This is a genomic window from Bacillus inaquosorum (assembly GCF_023238325.1).
Lineage (GTDB): Bacteria > Bacillota > Bacilli > Bacillales > Bacillaceae > Bacillus > Bacillus inaquosorum.
In genome coordinates, this window is record NZ_CP096592.1 from 991,835 (window position 1) to 1,009,830 (window position 17,996).

The following is a 17,996-nucleotide window of genomic DNA, read 5'->3' on the forward strand; positions in this document are numbered from 1 at the left end:
ATATGATTTTGAAAACTAAAAAAGAAGGGGATAAGATAATGACCGTTTATGTTTTTCCAGGACAAGGGTCTCAGAAAAAGGGAATGGGCGAGGGATTATTTACAGAATTCCCTCATTTAACTAAGCAGGCCGATGATATACTGGGGTATTCCATTCAGACATTATGTTTGGAAAACCCAGAGGAGAGTCTAGGGAAAACCCAATATACGCAGCCTGCATTGTTTGTCGTTAATGCATTTCACTATTTAAAAAGGATAAAGGAAGCGAATGAAAAGCCGGATTATTTGGCAGGACACAGTCTGGGAGAGTATAATGCTCTTTTTGCCGCAGGGGTATTTGATTTTGAAACAGGTCTTAAGTTGGTTAAAAAAAGAGGCGAGTTGATGAGTCAATGCTATGGCGGCGGGATGGCGGCAGTTGTTGGCTTGAATGAACAGCAGATTGCCGAAGTTTTGGCCTTAAACGGGTTGGCTCAACTGGATATTGCCAACTACAACTCACCGACACAAATGGTTTTATCCGGTTCACAAGAAGATATTACGCGAGCAAAGGGGATCTTTGAGCAGACACCAAATGTCCAGTTGTTTGTCCCGCTAAACACAAGTGGTGCTTTTCATTCTCGTTATATGCAAAAAGTTAAATCGGAATTTTCTGACTACTTGGATGAATTTTCTTTCTTTGCCCCAGCCATTCCTATCATATCTAATGTTGAGGCAAGACCGTATGGGGAAAATATTAAGGATAATCTCATTGCACAAATTGATCATCCTGTGAAATGGACGGAAAGTATCCGATATTTAATGGGCAAAGGGGAAACGGACTATCTAGAACTTGGGCCGGGTCATGTCTTAACCAATTTAGTTAACCAAATTAAAAGGAAAGCAAGTCCTTTGATCGTAGAGGACAAGCCAACACTAGTTATAGAAGAGATTGAAAAGACGGCTGAAAAAGCGCCGTCGCCTGATATACCCTCCCGCTTAACAGCTTCTTCCCTGGGGAGTGACAGTTTTAAGAAGGATTATAACCTCAAATATGCGTACTTAACTGGCGGGATGTATCGGGGCATTTCCTCAACTAGTTTAGTAGTGCGTGTCGGCAAAGAGGGTATGATGGGTTTTTTTGGAAGTGGCGGGTTGAAACTAACGGAAATAGAACAGGCTATTGTCACGATTCAAAAGGAGTTATATCAGGGGGAACCCTATGGTTTTAATCTAGTTCACCAGTTTAATCATCCGCAAAGGGAAGAAGAAATCGTTAATCTATTTTTAAAAAATGGCGTGAATGTCATTGAGGCCTCCGCTTTTCTAGGTATGACGCCTGCCTTAATCATCTATCGGGCGAAAGGCTTAAAGCCCTCTGCTGATGGCTCAATTGGATGCCACAATCGCATCATTGCCAAAATCTCCCGGCCGGAAGTCGCTGAGGCTTTCTTAAGCCCTGCCCCTGAACGCCTGCTGAATAAGCTGGAAATGGAAGGGGGAATCACTTCCCAGGAAGCGAAATGGCTTCGGCAGGTTCCCATGGCAGATGACATTACTGTAGAAGCTGATTCAGGCGGACATACAGACAGTGGCGTTTCCTATGCGTTGTTGCCGACCATTATTCGGTTACGGGATCGTCTTGTAGAAAAATACGCCTATAAAAAAGAGATTCGTATCGGTGCGGCAGGTGGCATTGGTACCCCTGAGGCTGCTGCTGCGGCTTTTACCCTTGGAGCAGCATATATACTCACAGGTTCTGTTAATCAATGTACCGTGGAAGCGAACACCAGCGATGCTGTAAAAGATTTGTTGCAACAAATGAATGTACAGGATACTGATTATGCGCCGGCTGGGGATCTGTTTGAACTTGGCTCCAAAATTCAAGTGTTGAAAAAAGGAGTGTTCTTCCCTGCCCGTGCCAATAAACTTTGGGAATTATACCGCCACTATGAATCTTGGGAAGCGATTGATGAAAAAACGCGGCACCATATCGAAGAATTATATTTTAAATGCCCTTATGAAGAGGTATATGCAAAAGTAAAACTTCACTACTCGCCGGAAGAATTACAGAAGATCGAAAACAACCCAAAACATAAAATGGCGGCGATCTTTAAATGGTACTTCCACTATAGTAATCAACTGGCTCTAAGTGGTAATCCGGAATTCAAAGTAGATTATCAAATTCATTGCGGACCCGCCTTAGGTTCCTTTAACGAGTGGGTCAAAGGGACGGAGTTAGAAAACTGGCGGAACCGTCACGCGGATCACATCGGAAAATATTTAATGGATGAAACGGCACAGCTATTGACTGAACGTTTTCAGCAGCTTCTGCCTGTAAAAGAATCCCTAGCATATCAAACTATTACATGATAAGGAGAAAAAATAAATGAAAAAAGAAGACATCTTTTCTATATTAGTAAAGCATACACGTGAGATTGTACCGGAACTTGAACAACATCACTTTCAATGGGATGACCGATTGGCGGATTTAGGTGCCAATTCCGTAGATCGTGCCGAGATTATTATGGAGACATTAGAAGCTCTTTCCTTGCAAATTCCTAGAATTGAATTGTCGGAAGCCCGGAACCTCGGGGGTTTGGCGGAAATCCTTTATGAAAAAATGCAGCATGCATGATTTATAATCTATATTCCCTAAAAATGAGCTATCACTTTTTTATCAACTATACCTATCTGATTGTGGAGCCAAACACCAGAAATGCTATTGTAGTTGATCCAGCATGGGAATTAGATAGAATCACCCAGCAACTTGAAAAAAAACATGCTAATCTCCGAGCTATTCTTTTGACTCATTCTCATTATGATCATGTCAATCTGGTACCAGCACTAAGCGATCTTATGCAACCGGATGTATTTTTGTCCCAAAAGGAAATTGATGCATCAGGTTTTCGATGTAAACGATTGAATGCTATCAATGATAATGACCGTCTTTTATTGGGAGAATTGCCGTTTCATTGCTTGCTGACCCCTGGTCATACTATGGGTAGCATGTGTTTCCAACTGGATAAAAGCCTTTTTACAGGTGATACCCTGTTTACAGAAGGATGCGGTGTCTGTCCCAGGCCTGGCGGTTCTCCAGAAGCGATGTATCTTAGCATACAACGAATAAAAGCGGAAATAGAAGATGATGTCCGTATCTTTCCGGGGCACTCGTTTGGTATGTCACCGGGAAAGACGATGGGGCATCTCCGTAAGAATAACATTTATCTTCAACTAAACCGCGAACATTTTATTAAATTTCGCATGCGAAAAAATCAACGTGGCATCTTTGATTTTCAATAGAAAGGAAGGGGCAATATGGGAGAACTTGAAGTCATACATGCAAACCCCACTGGGATGCCTAAAACACCACCACTTCTCTTTGTTCATGGGGCAAATCATGCGGCCTGGTGCTGGAAGGAAAATTTCCTTCCTTTTTTTCAATCTCATGGTTTCCAGTCCTATGCCCTAAGCTTTCGTGGGCACGGCCATAGTGAGGGGCGTGGAAATCTACATACCTTTACGATGGAAGACTACGTAGAAGATGTGTACAACGTGCTAGAAACCCTAGAGCAAAAACCCATTATTATTGGTCATTCCATGGGAGGAGCAGTTGTTCAAAAAGTGATGCATCAGCATCCGGACAGGATTGAGGCAGCTGTACTTATTGCTTCAATCCCACCTGGGGGAATGTTTAAGGATTTTTTTCGGCTACTGTTGATGCATCCTAAGAAATTTCGCCAACTCTCTTTATATAATCAGGGAAAAACCACTGTCTTCCCAGTGGATTTATTTTTGTCTGGCGAGACACCAGAAGAACTGCAGGCTTCTTTAGTCGGGAAGCTGCAACCAGAATCAACAAAAGCTAGCCGTGATTGCCTAAAACGCGTGGTCCCCAAAAATACAGTAGCCCAGGTTCCTCTTTTGGTATTGGGCACTGATGGGGATACCATGATCTCAAAAAAAACTACGCAGTCCATTGGGCGTTTTTATCAAACAGAGCCGGTTATTTTTCCGAAAATGTGCCATGATATGATGCTGGACCCCGATTGGCGGAAGGTGGCTGAACAGATCCTTGCTTTTTCACTTAGAGAGGAGGAGCGAATGGTAGATGAAGCATGATCGAAGGGTACAAAACCCGGTTAAAGAGAAATTAGTTGAAGAGTTTATTCAGGTGGTTGGTGAGCAGGATCAGCCCATTGATCTCAATAAAAGCTTTCTGGAACTGGGTATGAATTCCATAAAAGCAGTTGACTTTGTTGAAGCTGTTAATAACAGTCTGGGATTAGAGTTGGGTGTTGAAGTAATCTTTGATTTTCGTGGCATTCCCGAATTGGCTGAACATATAGCGGAACTATACTCGGCAGAGGAAGAAAAAAACCCTTCTCCTGAGTCTGCTTTAAACAGCGATTCATCTATGGATATTGCGATTATTGGAATATCAGGGAAGTTTGCTGACTCAGAAAATATTGAAGATCTGTGGTCTCATCTCAAAGCGGGGGAATGTTGCATTAAAGAAGTTCGACGCAGGGGGTGGGATGAAAAGACGTACTATACACCAGAGGCAGTCCAGAAAAATCGGTCAGTCAGTAAATGGGGCGGCATGTTGTCGCATATTGATCAATTTGATGCCGGCTTTTTTGATATTTCTTCAGAGGAAGCAGAAAGGATGGACCCGCAACAACGCCTCTGTTTAGAGGAATCCTATAAAGCCTTTGAGGATGCCGATTACCCTGCTGAAAAATTGGCGGGGAAAAAGGTGGGCGTGTTTATAGGTGGACGCACATCCGACTATCGGAAGAGATTATGGAACAAAATGGATACCTTTACCTTTTGGGGCAATGAAATGTCCATGCTGGCATCACGGATTTCTTACTTTTTTAATTTCAAAGGTCCTAGCCTGACAGTTGATACTGCTTGTTCATCCTCCTTGGTTGCCATTCATTTGGCTTGTGACAGTATCCGCAAGGGTGAGTCGGAAATGGCTCTAGCTGGTGGGGTTTTTATTGCAAGCACGCCTGAATTTTTTATGATGTCTTCCCAGGCTGGTTTATTATCGCCAGATGGTCAATGCAAAGCTTTTGATCCCCAGGCTAATGGCATGGTTTTAGGTGAAGGCGTGGGGGTGGCCGTTTTAAAAAGGCTTGATGACGCGGTACGGGACCAGGACCATATCTATGGGGTTATTAAAGGATCTGTTATTAACCAAGCTGGCAGAACGAATGGTATGACAGCACCAAGTGTCACTTCTCAAAAAGAATTAATCCAAGAAGTGTACACCAAATCACAGATTAATCCCGAAACCATAGGCTATATAGAGGCTCATGGTACAGGTACCATGCTTGGTGATTTAATGGAACTAAAGGCCTTGTCAGTAGCATTTAAAGAAATTACAGATAAAACTGAATTTTGTGTTATTGGTTCCCATAAGCCCAACATTGGACATGCCACGCTGGCAGCTGGAATGGCCGGTTTATTTAAGATTCTAATGGCGATGAAAGATCAAGTGTTACCGCCACACCGTCCAACTGGACAGGGTCAAGACCATTTTTTAAATAACAGTCCTTTTGTATTTAATACCAAGTTGCGTCAGTGGAAATCACATCCTGATATGCCATTAAGGGCTGGTTTAAATGCGCTAGGCTCCAATGGGACGAATGCCCATATCATTATTGAGGAATGGGGAGAACAATCAGTACAATCTATATCTCCAATTCAAAAGCCCTATTATTTATTTTTGTTTTCTGCTAAAAACATAGAAGCCTTACATCAAAAGCTAATCGATCTAGCTGATTGGCTAGAGCACGATGGAGAGCAGTACTCCGCAGAAGAAGTGGCGTATACCTTATCGGCGGCACGTAGTCACTTTGATGTTCGTTATGCCTTCATTGCCAGTGGCTTGACGGATCTAAGGCATCACCTGCGTAAAGTGATACAAGAGGGATTCGAGCTAGGAGGATTGTGGCACCAGCGGGCCTCCACTTTTCAACCGGCTTCCGAAAAGCTGAATAACGGGCAACAGTTGATTCATACTTTATCGAATGGTACGGTTTTGCATCGGGATACATATCAGGAATATGTAGCAAAACTATCCGATCTGTATATACAGGGTTATGACCTGGATTGGACCGGTCTATATCATAAAAATAGGAAGGTGCCTCTCCCATCATATCCTTTTTGCAAAACAAGTTATTGGACAACAGAGCAGGAGGATACCGTTGTACAAGAACCTGCTGTTTTCTCATCATATGGTCTGCAAATGCGTGATATGGAGGAACTGCTTGCTAAGTTACTGTTAAAGCAATTGCAGTCTCTGGGTATTTTAGCTGACCAGCGGATGACATTGGCGGATATGCAAAAGAAACTGGGGATGTCTTATATCTATCGTAAATGGTTGGCACGCAGTCTTCAGTTTTTAGTTGATAAGCAATGGGTGGTTTGTGATGAAACCGATCAATATAGCTTGAATCCTTCTATTGAGAAAGAGCAAGATGCATGGGAAGTCTGGGAACGACAAAAACAATATTGGTTGGCAACTCCTGATGCCAAGACGCAGACGATTTTGGTAGAACATACCCTTCGTTCTTTGCCGCGGATATTGACTGGTGAGGTACTGGCAACGGATATTATATTCCCCAATTCTTCGATGGAACTGGTGGAAGGAATCTATCAAAATAATGCAGTTGCTGATTATTTTAATAATCTTCTTGCCCAGAAAGTGATTGATTACATTCAAGAACGCTTACGTCAAAACCCAGATGCACGTATACGTATCATTGAAATAGGTGCAGGCACAGGGGGAACCAGTGTCCGTGTATTGGATCATCTAAAACCCTATCTCGGCCATCTAGAAGACTATTGCTATACCGACATCTCAAAAGCCTTTCTGGTCTATGCAGAAAAAAGGTTTAAAGCAGACTATCCCTTTGTCTCCTATAGGGTTTATAATGCTGAGGCTGAAGCCGCGGAACAAGGCATCTCAACCGATACGTATGATATTGCCATTGCGACCAATGTGCTTCATGCCACAAAAAATATTATGCAAACATTGCGTCGGGTTAAAGCAGTGTTAAAGGCAGATGGTTTGCTGATTTTAAATGAGATTAGTGATAATTCCCTATTCCTTCACCTTACGTTCGGCCTTTTGGAAGGTTGGTGGTTATTCCAAGATGATACACTGCGTCTACCCGGCGGCCCAGCTGTATCTGCGGAGGGATGGAGACGGGTATTGGAGCAGGAAGGTTTTAAACAGGTTCGTTTTCCTGCAGTAGAGGATCATGCAAAGGGTCAGCAGATTATTATGGCTTTAAGTAATGGACACGTGCGCCAAGAGGCGGCACAAAAACAGGTTTTTATTCAACAAAGGGAACAAAAACAACCCGCTGTCACCACAAAGAATCATCACATAGCGGCAGCCTTGAAAAACTGGATGGCCGAACACATATCTCACGCTTTATCGACCGAAGCTCAAGCAATTGATTTTCGGGCTGCCTTTCGCGATTACGGCGTTGATTCCATAAGTGGCAACAATTTGGTGCAGGTGATTAATCAGACCTTTTTCCTTGATTTAGGAACTACCATTCTCTTTGACTATAGCTCTATTGATCAACTAACAAATTTTCTTTTGACCCATTACAATGATGCTATTGCCACTTTTTTTGGGAAGGAGAAACCACCTGCGGAAGAAACCACTGTTGGTCATTTGGAAGAGCGCAAAGAAGAATCGAGTACCCATGAGATGAAACAGGTGTCAAAAGGCAGACAGAAAGGACCCATTGCTATTGTAGGTATCAGCGGCAAGTTTGCCAATTCTGAAAATGTGCATGCATTATGGGAGCATCTGTCCAAAGGAACCAATTTGATTGATCACACATCTCGCTGGCGACGGCCAGGTGATAAAGATGAAACAGTGAAAAATTGGGAGACAGGCAGTTTTATTGAGGATATTGATCAGTTTGACCCTTTCTTCTTTAATATTTCAGGGGTAGAAGCAAGTTATATGGACCCTCAGCAACGCCTCTTTTTAATGGCATCCTGGCAAGCCTTAGAGGATGCTGGTTATGCTGGAAAAAGCATTGAAGGTCGGTTGTGTGGCGTTTATGCAGGATGCAACAGTGGTGATTATCATCACCTTATGAATGATTATCCTTCTCGTGAGGTGCCCCAAGCTTTTTGGGGGAATTTAGGTTCTGTCATTCCTGCTCGGATTGCCTATTATCTCAATCTACAGGGCCCGGCCATTGCCGTAGATACCGCCTGTTCCAGTTCACTGGTGGCTATGCATTTGGCTTGTCAGGGTTTATGGACGGGCGAAATAGAGATGGCATTAGCTGGCGGTGTATCCATACAATGCACACCGGAGTTATATCAAGCAGAGCATCAGGCGGGGATGTTATCTCCAACGGGGCAATGCTACACCTTTGATGATCGGGCCAACGGATTTATTCCAGGTGAAGGGGTTGGTGTAGTCGTACTTAAACGGCTAGAAGACGCCCTTGCTGATGGTGACCACATTTATGGAGTGGTTCGGGGTTCCGGTATAAACCAAGATGGTACTACCAATGGAATTACAGCGCCCAGCCTTCGTTCCCAGGTGCGGTTAGAACGGGCTGTCTATGACCAATTTGGTATCAATCCGGAAGAGATTCAGATGATAGAAGCGCATGGCACGGGAACGAAATTGGGAGACCCAATTGAATATCAGGCACTGACACAGGCATTTCAACATTACACAGATGAGAAGTCATATTGCGCTATAGGCTCGATTAAAACCAATATTGGTCATGCGCAAATGGCCGCTGGAATTGCTGGTGTGATTAAGATTCTGTTGGCATTAAAACACCGTAAAATCCCTCCTTCGCTGCACTTTGAACAGGGGAATAGCAATATTCAATTTAAGGATAGTCCCTTTTTTGTGAATACCGAGCTAAAAGAGTGGGAGGTCAAACCGGGTGCTAAACGCTGTGCCGCTGTTAGTTCTTTTGGTGTGAGCGGCACCAATGCGCATATGGTGATTGAAGAGGCACCCGAGGTGATTCGCAAGCACCCGGTTCAGCCTGGCTATTTATTGGTCTTGTCTGCCCGCTCTGAGGAGGCTTTGCAAAAACAAGCCCAACAACTGATTAATTATAGTAACGAAAATCAGGAGGATGTAGGGGATATATGCTATACCTTATTGGTGGGCCGACAGCATTTTAAACACCGTTTATCCTGTGTAGTACGTGATCAGCATGATATGGTTGCGCAATTAGAGCAATGGCTTGAGAATAAAGCGGTTTCCTCTGTATTTACTCATGTTGTACATGAGAGAGAACATAGAGAACAGCCGGCTTTAAAAAAGTTTGGCAATCATTGCATCCGCCAGAGCGATGTTAACAAGGAAGAGTATATGGACAACCTTTCAACGGTTGCAGATTTGTTTGTTCAAGGGTATGAACTCGATTATCCGGCCCTGTTTGCGAACGGACAATATAGCCGGGTGCCGCTGCCCACCTATCCTTTTGCCCTGGAGCGCTATTGGGTACCGCAACCAGATGAGGCTCGTGAGATGGAGGCTACACCTAAAGCCGCCCCTACGCAGCCTCAAGCTGTCGAAGAGATGGCGGCCTCCACTGAGGAAAGCCAGTTGATGACGTTCGCTGAGAGCTGGCAGCGACAAGACTTGACCGATGAGCGGATGCCCCTGCCTGCGGTATGGGTCTGTTTTCTATCCAATCCCACGCACCAACAGGCGTTGCGCACCGTCCTTCAAACCCGCTATCCGGGGACGGAGGTCATTTTTGTTGCGCAGGGTACGGCGGAGCGCCGGGAAAGCCCGCATCACTACCAGTTGATCCGAGAGGATGGCGTGGCCTATCGGCAAACCCTCCAACGCATAGCGGCTGACTGGGGTCCGGGTTTTGCCCTGCTCTATCTGTGGCCTTTGGAGGATCCGGCTGTCATTAGCGATTATATGCCCCTTTTCCATCTATTCCAGGCTGTGCGGGAAGCGAAACCAGCGCGTTTCCTCTGGGCGGGTGAATGGACTACTCCGCTTGAACGCAGTTATCTGGAATCCTGGATTGGCTGGGAGCGGTCCCTGGGGCTGATACTACCCCAGATGGGGGTGGCCGGGGTGTTACAGAAAGCAGCACCAGAAATGGATATGGCCAAGTGGCTCAATAGGCTAGCTGATGAGCTGGCAAGCCCGGCTATAGAGAGTGTGCTCTATGAGGGAGAGCAGCGGCATGTATGCCGGATGGAGCCGACGGATACCACCGAAGGTGAAGGGCGAGGGCTGATCAAAGAAGGGGGGACCTATCTCATCACCGGCGGTGGTGGGGGATTGGGCCGCCGGTTGGCCGCCAATCTCACCCGCTCGCGATCCGTCAATCTGGTGTTAACGGGACGGTCGCCTTTATCCGCTGCCTTAGCGGCTGAAATCAAACAGTGGGAAGGAACGGGCAGCCACGTGATCTATTGCCAGGCGGATGTCTGTGATCGAGCGGCTATGGCGGATGTGCAACAGAAGGCAAAGACACGCTTTGGCGGAATCGATGGCGTTATCCATGCCGCGGGACTGGCAAGTAAAGAACCATTCTTTGCCAAGTCCGCTGCCGATTTTGCGTGCGTGTTAGCCCCTAAGGTACAAGGGGCGCAGGTGCTGGATGAAGTTTTAGCCCCGGAATCCCTTGACTTTGTCTGTTACTTTTCCTCCTCATCGGCCATTCTTGGGGATATGGGAGCGGGAGACTATGCGATGGCCAACCGCTTCCTCATGGCCTATGCCTATCAACGGCAAACGGTCTATCCCGGTAAGACCCTGGTGATTCAATGGCCGCTATGGAAAGAAGGCGGGATGGGATTAGGAGACGATGAACAGACGCATATGTATCTCGCTTCAAGCGGTCAACAGGCCTTAGAAACGGAAGAAGGCCTGGCACTCTTTGAACGCTTGCTGGGCCAGGCGTCCACCCAACATTTGGTGCTGAAAGGTCAACCGGATCGGGTGCACCGCTTTTTAGGACTGGGCCAGACGGCCGCAGGTGAGTCATCACCAGAGCGGCTGGTTGCCCGGAATTTGCCGGCAGGTCAAGGCCGGCGTGAGGAAATGAAAGGGTTAAGTGTGCGGCAATGTGTGGAGTGGGACCTAAAGGAAATCGCATCGAGCCTCTTGCAGATCCCGCGGAATCAATTGCATCTGGAGAGTAATCTGGCGGACTTTGGCTTTGATTCGATTACACTGGCGACCTTTGCCGAGCGGCTGACGGCCCATTATCAGGTGGAGATCACCCCGGCTCTATTTTTTGGCTACCCTACCTTAGGTAAGCTGGCTGACTATTATCAGACGGAGCATGCGGAGGCAATGGCCGCCTTTTATCGGGAAGGAACGACGATGGAGAAGCCATCATCGCCGATGTCGGCCGATAGGCAGCGAGAGCAGAAGGCTAAGCCACAGCCAGCAATGCCAGAAAAGCGAACAGAGCAACCACCCCAACCGAAGCCTCAGGTGCCGGAGGCACAGCAGGAACTAGAACCGATTGCGGTGATTGGGATGAGCGGCCGTTTTCCAGGGGCACGCACGATCGATCAAATGTGGGAGCATCTGGTCAAAGGAGAAGAACAGGTACAACCAGCAGCCCGTTGGGCAGAAGAGGGGGAACAGTGGCGCTTTGGTGTAGTGCCGGGAGCGAGTGAATTTGATCCCGCATTTTTTGAGATTTCCCCGCGGGAAGCCCAGAGCATGGACCCACGTCAGCGGCTGTTGCTTCAGGAAGCTTGGAGAGCCTTAGAGGATGCGGGTTACGGGGCAAAGCAGATCAAACGCCACCGGATTGGCATGTTTGTTGGTGTGGAAAACGGGGATTACCAGTATCTCAGTGGCTTTCAGGGCCCCATTACCGCCAACCATGATGCCATTTTGGCTGCACGGCTTTCTTATGTGCTGAATCTCAATGGTCCCAATATGGCGATCAATACCGCCTGCTCCTCCGGCTTGGTCGGGTTGCACCAGGCTTGCCAAAGCCTGCGTATGGGGGATTGTGATACGGCCATAGCCGCTGGGGTGAATCTGATCCTGATGCCGCAGACACTGGAAGCGATCGACCAGGCGGGAATGTTATCCCCAGATGGGCGGTGTTATGCCTTTGATGAGCGCGCCAATGGCATGGTGCCAGGGGAAGCGGTGGCGGTGGTGGTGCTGAAACGCCTCTCCCAAGCCGAGGCGGACAAAGATCCCATCTATGCGGTGATTCGCGGCAGCGGCATCAACCATGATGGCAAAACCAACGGCATTACAGCCCCTAATGGGGTGGTACAAGCCCAGCTTTACCGTTCGGTCTATGATCAGTATGGAATTCACCCCGAATCCCTGTCCTATGTTGTTACCCATGGGACGGGCACACGGCTGGGTGATCCGGTGGAAATCAATGGCCTGCGGGATGCCTTTAGAAGCTATACAGACAAAGAAGGTTTTTGTGCGATTACCTCCACAAAAACCAACTTTGGGCATACCTTTGCCGCTTCAGGCCTGGTCAGTCTCATCAGTATGGTGCAGGCCATGCGCCATGAGACCATCCCGGCCAGCTTGCATTGTGAACAGGAAAATCGGTATATCCAATGGAAAAACAGCCCGTTTTATGTAAATAAGACGAATCGGGAATGGAAAGACAGCGCGGGCACCCCCCGCCGGGGGGCGGTAAGCGCCTTTGGCATGAGTGGAACCAATGTACATCTGGTGGTAGAAAGCTATCCTAAAGAGGTTCAGGCAACGAAAAAATCGTCGCTTCCTTATTACCTGCTGGCCCTGTCGGCGAAGACCGAAGAGGCCTTAACAGAAAAACGAACAGACCTGATCGCCTTTTTGGAAAGCCCAGAGGGTCAGGAAGCAGACCTCTCACAAATTAGTTATACCCTTTTGCAGGGTCGCCAGCATTTTCGTCATCGATATGTAGTGGTGGTCAAAGACCAGACGGAAGCTTTATACCTGCTGAAACAGTTTAAAGGCGGGGAGCACTTGCCAAATAGCTATAGCGGTGAGGTATCAGAAGGATTTATGAGTCAAAAGGTCATGGAGTTGTTTGGAAGTGACCTCATTCAGCAGAGCCATAATGCGGCAACATCAGAGCAATATCAGGAAATTTTGCAAGGTCTGTCTAACCTTTACTGCCAAGGCTACGATTTACCTTGGAAACAAATGTGGAAGGAAGAGCCTGAACGGGTTCATTTGCCCACTTATCCGTTTGCGAGGAATTCCTATTGGGCACCCAAAGCGTCAGAACCGGAACAGACACCTGTAGTCGATTCTTCACAGCCTGAAATTGCAACCGCATTATCTGTTGTCGCAAATGATAAAACCATAAGTATCCCCGCTTCATCTCCTGTTGAGATGGTGTTGCCAGATTCTAAACAAGATAGCATAGAAGAGGAGTCTTACGAGGAGCAGGGATTGGAAGAATTGCAGGAAGAATTGGCGGACAGTTTAGCAGAAGCTTTATATATTGAACGTGAGATGATTCTGTCAGGTAAAAAATTTATTGAATTGGGCCTAGATTCTATCGTTGGAGTTGAGTGGATTAAGACCTTAAATAAAACCTATGGAATAGCCATTAAAGCCACCAAGGTGTATGATTATCCGACACTACTTGACTTTACACAATATGTTGCGAGTGAGTTGGGCCGTTTAAAAAAACGACCAAATAAACAGAAACCTTTGTCAGCTGAAGGAAAAGGGGATACGAAAGAGACTTTAAAGGCACCGATTATGAAAATAGATGCGTCTCCCACTTCCATTCATGGGAATAAGAACCCTGCATTGCTTAATCAGAAGCCGGCAAGTCCAGGAGTAAAGAAGAATGTGATCCGTCCGGAAAGCCTGGGAGACAAATTGTTTCAAACCCGCTACCGTTGTAAATGGAACTATATGGCGGGTTCAATGGCTCAAGGGGTCGCTTCAGAAGCATTGGTGATCGCCATGGCAGAAGCTAACTTGCTTAGCTTTTTTGGCAGCGCCGGCTTGGATGGAGACAGGTTGGCGTCACATATCCAACATATTCAATCTGTTGTAGGACCCAATAAGCCTTATGGCATGTGCCTAATCGCCAATGTGAATAACCTGGAAGAAGAGTGGGAGCAAGCCCAGATATTTATAACCCATGGCGTTCCCTTTATTGAAGCATCTGCCTTTTCAAGCATAACGGCACCATTGGTTTATTGCCGTGTCAAAGGGATTAAAAAGCAGAAGGATGGCATCCTCTATTTTCCAAGAAGAATCATAGGAAAATGCTCTCGTTTGGAGATAGCCAAACAATTTATGGCGCCTCCGCCAGAGGATTTAGTGGATCAACTGTTGGAAGAAGGCTTGATCACAGCAGAAGAGGCGGTATTATCCCGATCTATTCCAATGGTTGATGATATTGTTTTAGAGGCGGACTCAGGCGGTCATACCGATCGAGGCGTGCTGTCTGCTCTTGTCCCTTCTGTGCTAGCCCTGCGAAAGGATATACAGCAAACCTACTCATATCCGGAACCCATCCTTGTAGGATGCGGTGGAGGGATTGGTACTCCAGAGGCGGTGGCATCAGCCTTTATGATGGGAGCTGACTTTGTTTTGACTGGCTCCATTAACCAGTGTACGGTTGAAAGTGGCGCACACGATGTAATAAAAGAGTTGCTTAGCACCATTTCCATTCATGATACGGCTGTGACAGTTGCAGGTGATATGTTTGAGATTGGTGCGAAAGCCCAAGTGGTCCGTAAACATACCCAGTTTTATAACCGGGCTAATAGGCTGTATGAGCTGTTTATGCAGTATAATGCCATCGAAGAAATACCACAAGAGATTAAACAGGAAATTGAAATCAATTATTTTAAGCGCACCTTCGCCGAAGTCTGGGATTTAGTTTGCGAATACAAGAAAAAGAAAAACCCTCAGCAATTAACAGAAGCGAGTGTCAATCCTCGCTTTAAGATGGCGCTTATTTTTAAATGGTATTTCGCCTATTGTAACCGGGCCACACTTAACGGCGATTTAACTGAAAAAGATAACTTTCAAATATTTTGTGGTCCCGCCTTAGGGGCGTTTAATCAATGGGTAAAGGGCACGCCATACGAAGACTGGAAAAAGCGTCATGTGGTAGATGTCGCCGTCTTGCTGATGGAGCAGGCTTGCGAACACCTGCAAACCCGATATAGCCCTCGAGCTGTTGCTGTCGAGACACCGTCAATCCAGCAACGAGCTATTGAGGATCCGCGTCTTAAAGAGACGGATATTGCGATTGTGGGTATATCTGGGCAGTTTCCTAAAGCTGATAATATCAACGCATTTTGGGAAAATATTATCAGTGGGAAAGATTGTATTTCAGAGATTCCACCTTCCCGATGGCCAATGGCACACTACTACGATACCGATCCAGAAGTTCCGGGGAAGAGTACTAGCAAATGGATGGGAGTTTTAGAGGATGTGGACAAATTTGATCCGAATTTCTTTAATATCCCACCAGTGGACGCCATCGCAATGGATCCACAGCAAAGGATGTTTCTCGAGAATTGCTGGAGTTGTATAGAGGATGCAGGCATTCGGCCATCTGACCTTTCAGGAAGCCAATGTGGTGTATTTGTTGGATGTGCAACCAGTGATTATGGGCAATTATTTAATGAACAAAACTTAAATTCCCGTATGCTCATGGGCAACACGACATCTATTCTGGCAGCCCGAATTTCTTATCTGCTCAATTTATCTGGCCCATCCTTGGCGATTGAAACTGCATGTTCATCTTCATTGGTAGCGGTTGCAGAGGCTTGTAACAGCCTCGTATTGGGCAATAGTGATTTGGCCCTTGCAGGAGGGGTTTGTATGATGGCAGGTCCGTCTCTCCATATAATGACCAGTAAGGCGGGGATGCTGTCCCAACAGGGGCGTTGCCGGACATTTGATCAACAAGCGGATGGATTTGTTCCTGGCGAAGGAGTGGGTGTGGTCCTATTAAAACGTCTTAGCGATGCTATTCGAGATAAGGATACGATCTATGGTGTCATAAAGGGTTGGGGTGTCAATCAGGATGGAAAAACCAACGGTATAACGGCACCTAATGGGAAAGCACAAACAGATCTGGAAAAATCCGTTTATGAAAAATTTGGAATCGATCCAGCTGATATATCACTGGTTGAGGCCCATGGAACGGGAACCAAATTGGGTGATCCCATTGAAGTGGAAGCACTGACAGAAGCCTTCCAATCTTTTACTACTGAAAAACAGTATTGCGCACTGGGCTCTGTTAAAAGTAATATCGGGCATTTGCTGACAGCAGCAGGGATTGCGGGATTGATTAAAGTGCTTTTGGCTATTAAACACCGGACTCTGCCACCAACGATCCACTATGATCAGTTAAATGAGCACATAGACCTTGCAGATAGTCCCTTTTTTATCAGCAAAAACAAAGAGCCTTGGACAACGCGTCAGGGAAAGCCACGCAGTGCCGCCGTCAGTTCCTTTGGCTTCAGTGGAACCAATGCTCATATGGTGGTGGAAGAGTATTTACCACTGGAAGAATCGGATACTGCCATCAATTATCATGTGGATCAACCAGTATTAATGGTGCTTTCAGCCAAAAACGACAAACAACTGAAACACTATGCCGATCGGATGATCCATTTTATCCAAAAGAATCCCGCCATCGACCTGCAACAGATGGCCTATACCTTGCAGGTTGGACGGGAGCCGATGGAGTGCCGGATGGCGTTCTTGGTTCATTCATCGGAAGAGCTGCTGCAAACCTTTAGAATGTATCGCTTAGGTCAACAACCGTCCAACCTGGTGACAGGCACCTTAACCAGGGAAAACAAGAAGCCAGACAAGCGTCTTAACAAGACTTTTGAAGAAGGACAATGGCACGAGGCAGCCCTTTGGTGGATACAAGGCGGCGAGGTTGACTGGAAACTGTTGTATGGAGACCATCTGCCACACCGTATTAATTTGCCTACGTATCCCTTTGAACGTAAAAGTTTTTGGCCGAAAAAAGACGATAAGACATTGATTGAAAACGTTAAAGTTAGTCCATCGCAGATGCCAGAGCCGGTGGCCAGTCTACCATCTAAAACTAAACAGACAGTTAGCTTGCAAGAGGTTGAACAACAGACGTTAAAGCCGGATCAGATTCAATTAAGAGCATTGAAGAACATGCCGGATTGGCCGGATCACCATCAAGAGCAAGTATTATCACCAGTCACTTTATACAAGATTGACCAGCCTATTGATTACCATCAGGTGTCTCATTATGCGGAAGAAGATGAGGCAGCACTTCAAGACATGTTGATCGATAGTCTGGTTCAGACCTTATTTATTGAAGGGGAAACGGTGGATTTGGATCAAAACTTTTATGATATAGGCTTAGACTCTATATTGGGCGTGGAATGGATGCGTCTTATTAATAAGACGCAGGGGCTATCACTGGAGGCTACCACACTGTACGATTATCCGACCATTCGTGAATTGGCACGGTATATCCTATCTATGCAGGGGGTGGATGCACAGCCACAAGCGAACTCCTATTTAACAACAGAACAAGCGGATGCAGATGACACGGCTTTGATAGTCGAGTTGTCGAAAAGTCTGGCTGAAATTATGTTCCTTGATCCCAGTCGGATTGATGAAGATGTCCATTTTTCAGACTTGGGTCTAGACTCTATTTTAGGTGTGGAATGGATTCGGGTGTTAAATAAACGCTATCGAACCACAATCGAGGCAACGAACTTATATGACTATCCGACCTTACGCGAGTTTGCCGCTTGGATGCAAAAAGATCAAGTCAAACAGAGTATTCCATCCACTGTGGAAGAGGAACCGGCGCTATCCCCGCCCACATTGGAAGAGATTTTGCAAAAAGTAGAGCAGGGCGCATTGGAAGTAACGGAGGCGCATGTCCTGTTACAAAAATACAATCTGGTTTAAGGGGGGAAGGGAAATGGTAAATTCACAAGCCATCTTACGAGCCCTGCAAGCGGGAAAGATATCATCTGAAGAGGCAAAAAGCCAATTGACGA

At 46.3% G+C, this 17,996-nt stretch carries 5 protein-coding genes; all 5 read left to right on the forward strand.

The window, feature by feature from the left end:
• Nucleotides 1-38 precede the first annotated feature (38 nt).
• Genes fabD through M1M80_RS04950 form a run of 5 tightly spaced genes read left to right on the forward strand, consistent with a single transcriptional unit; the run spans nucleotide 39 to nucleotide 17,904 of the window.
• Entirely contained in the window at nucleotides 39-2,351 is a 2,313-nt protein-coding gene (gene fabD / locus M1M80_RS04930) for an ACP S-malonyltransferase (RefSeq protein WP_060398935.1), read from the forward strand.
• A 16-nt stretch (nucleotides 2,352-2,367) separates the two neighbouring features.
• Nucleotides 2,368-2,616: an acyl carrier protein gene (locus M1M80_RS04935; protein ID WP_060398936.1), complete on the forward strand. Its 249-nt coding sequence runs from the start codon at nucleotides 2,368-2,370 to the stop codon at nucleotides 2,614-2,616.
• A complete protein-coding gene (locus M1M80_RS04940; RefSeq protein ID WP_060398937.1) occupies nucleotides 2,613-3,281 on the forward strand; it encodes an MBL fold metallo-hydrolase in 669 nt (222 codons plus the stop codon). Before M1M80_RS04935 ends, M1M80_RS04940 begins: the two co-directional genes overlap by 4 nt.
• Before the next feature lie 15 nt (nucleotides 3,282-3,296).
• Entirely contained in the window at nucleotides 3,297-4,100 is an 804-nt protein-coding gene (locus tag M1M80_RS04945; protein ID WP_019713708.1) for an alpha/beta hydrolase, read from the forward strand.
• Nucleotides 4,090-17,904 (forward strand): PfaD family polyunsaturated fatty acid/polyketide biosynthesis protein, encoded by a 13,815-nt coding sequence (locus M1M80_RS04950; protein WP_248596962.1) that lies wholly within the window; start codon nucleotides 4,090-4,092, stop codon nucleotides 17,902-17,904. The genes M1M80_RS04945 and M1M80_RS04950 overlap by 11 nt, the downstream gene beginning before the upstream one ends.
• Nucleotides 17,905-17,996 lie beyond the last annotated feature (92 nt).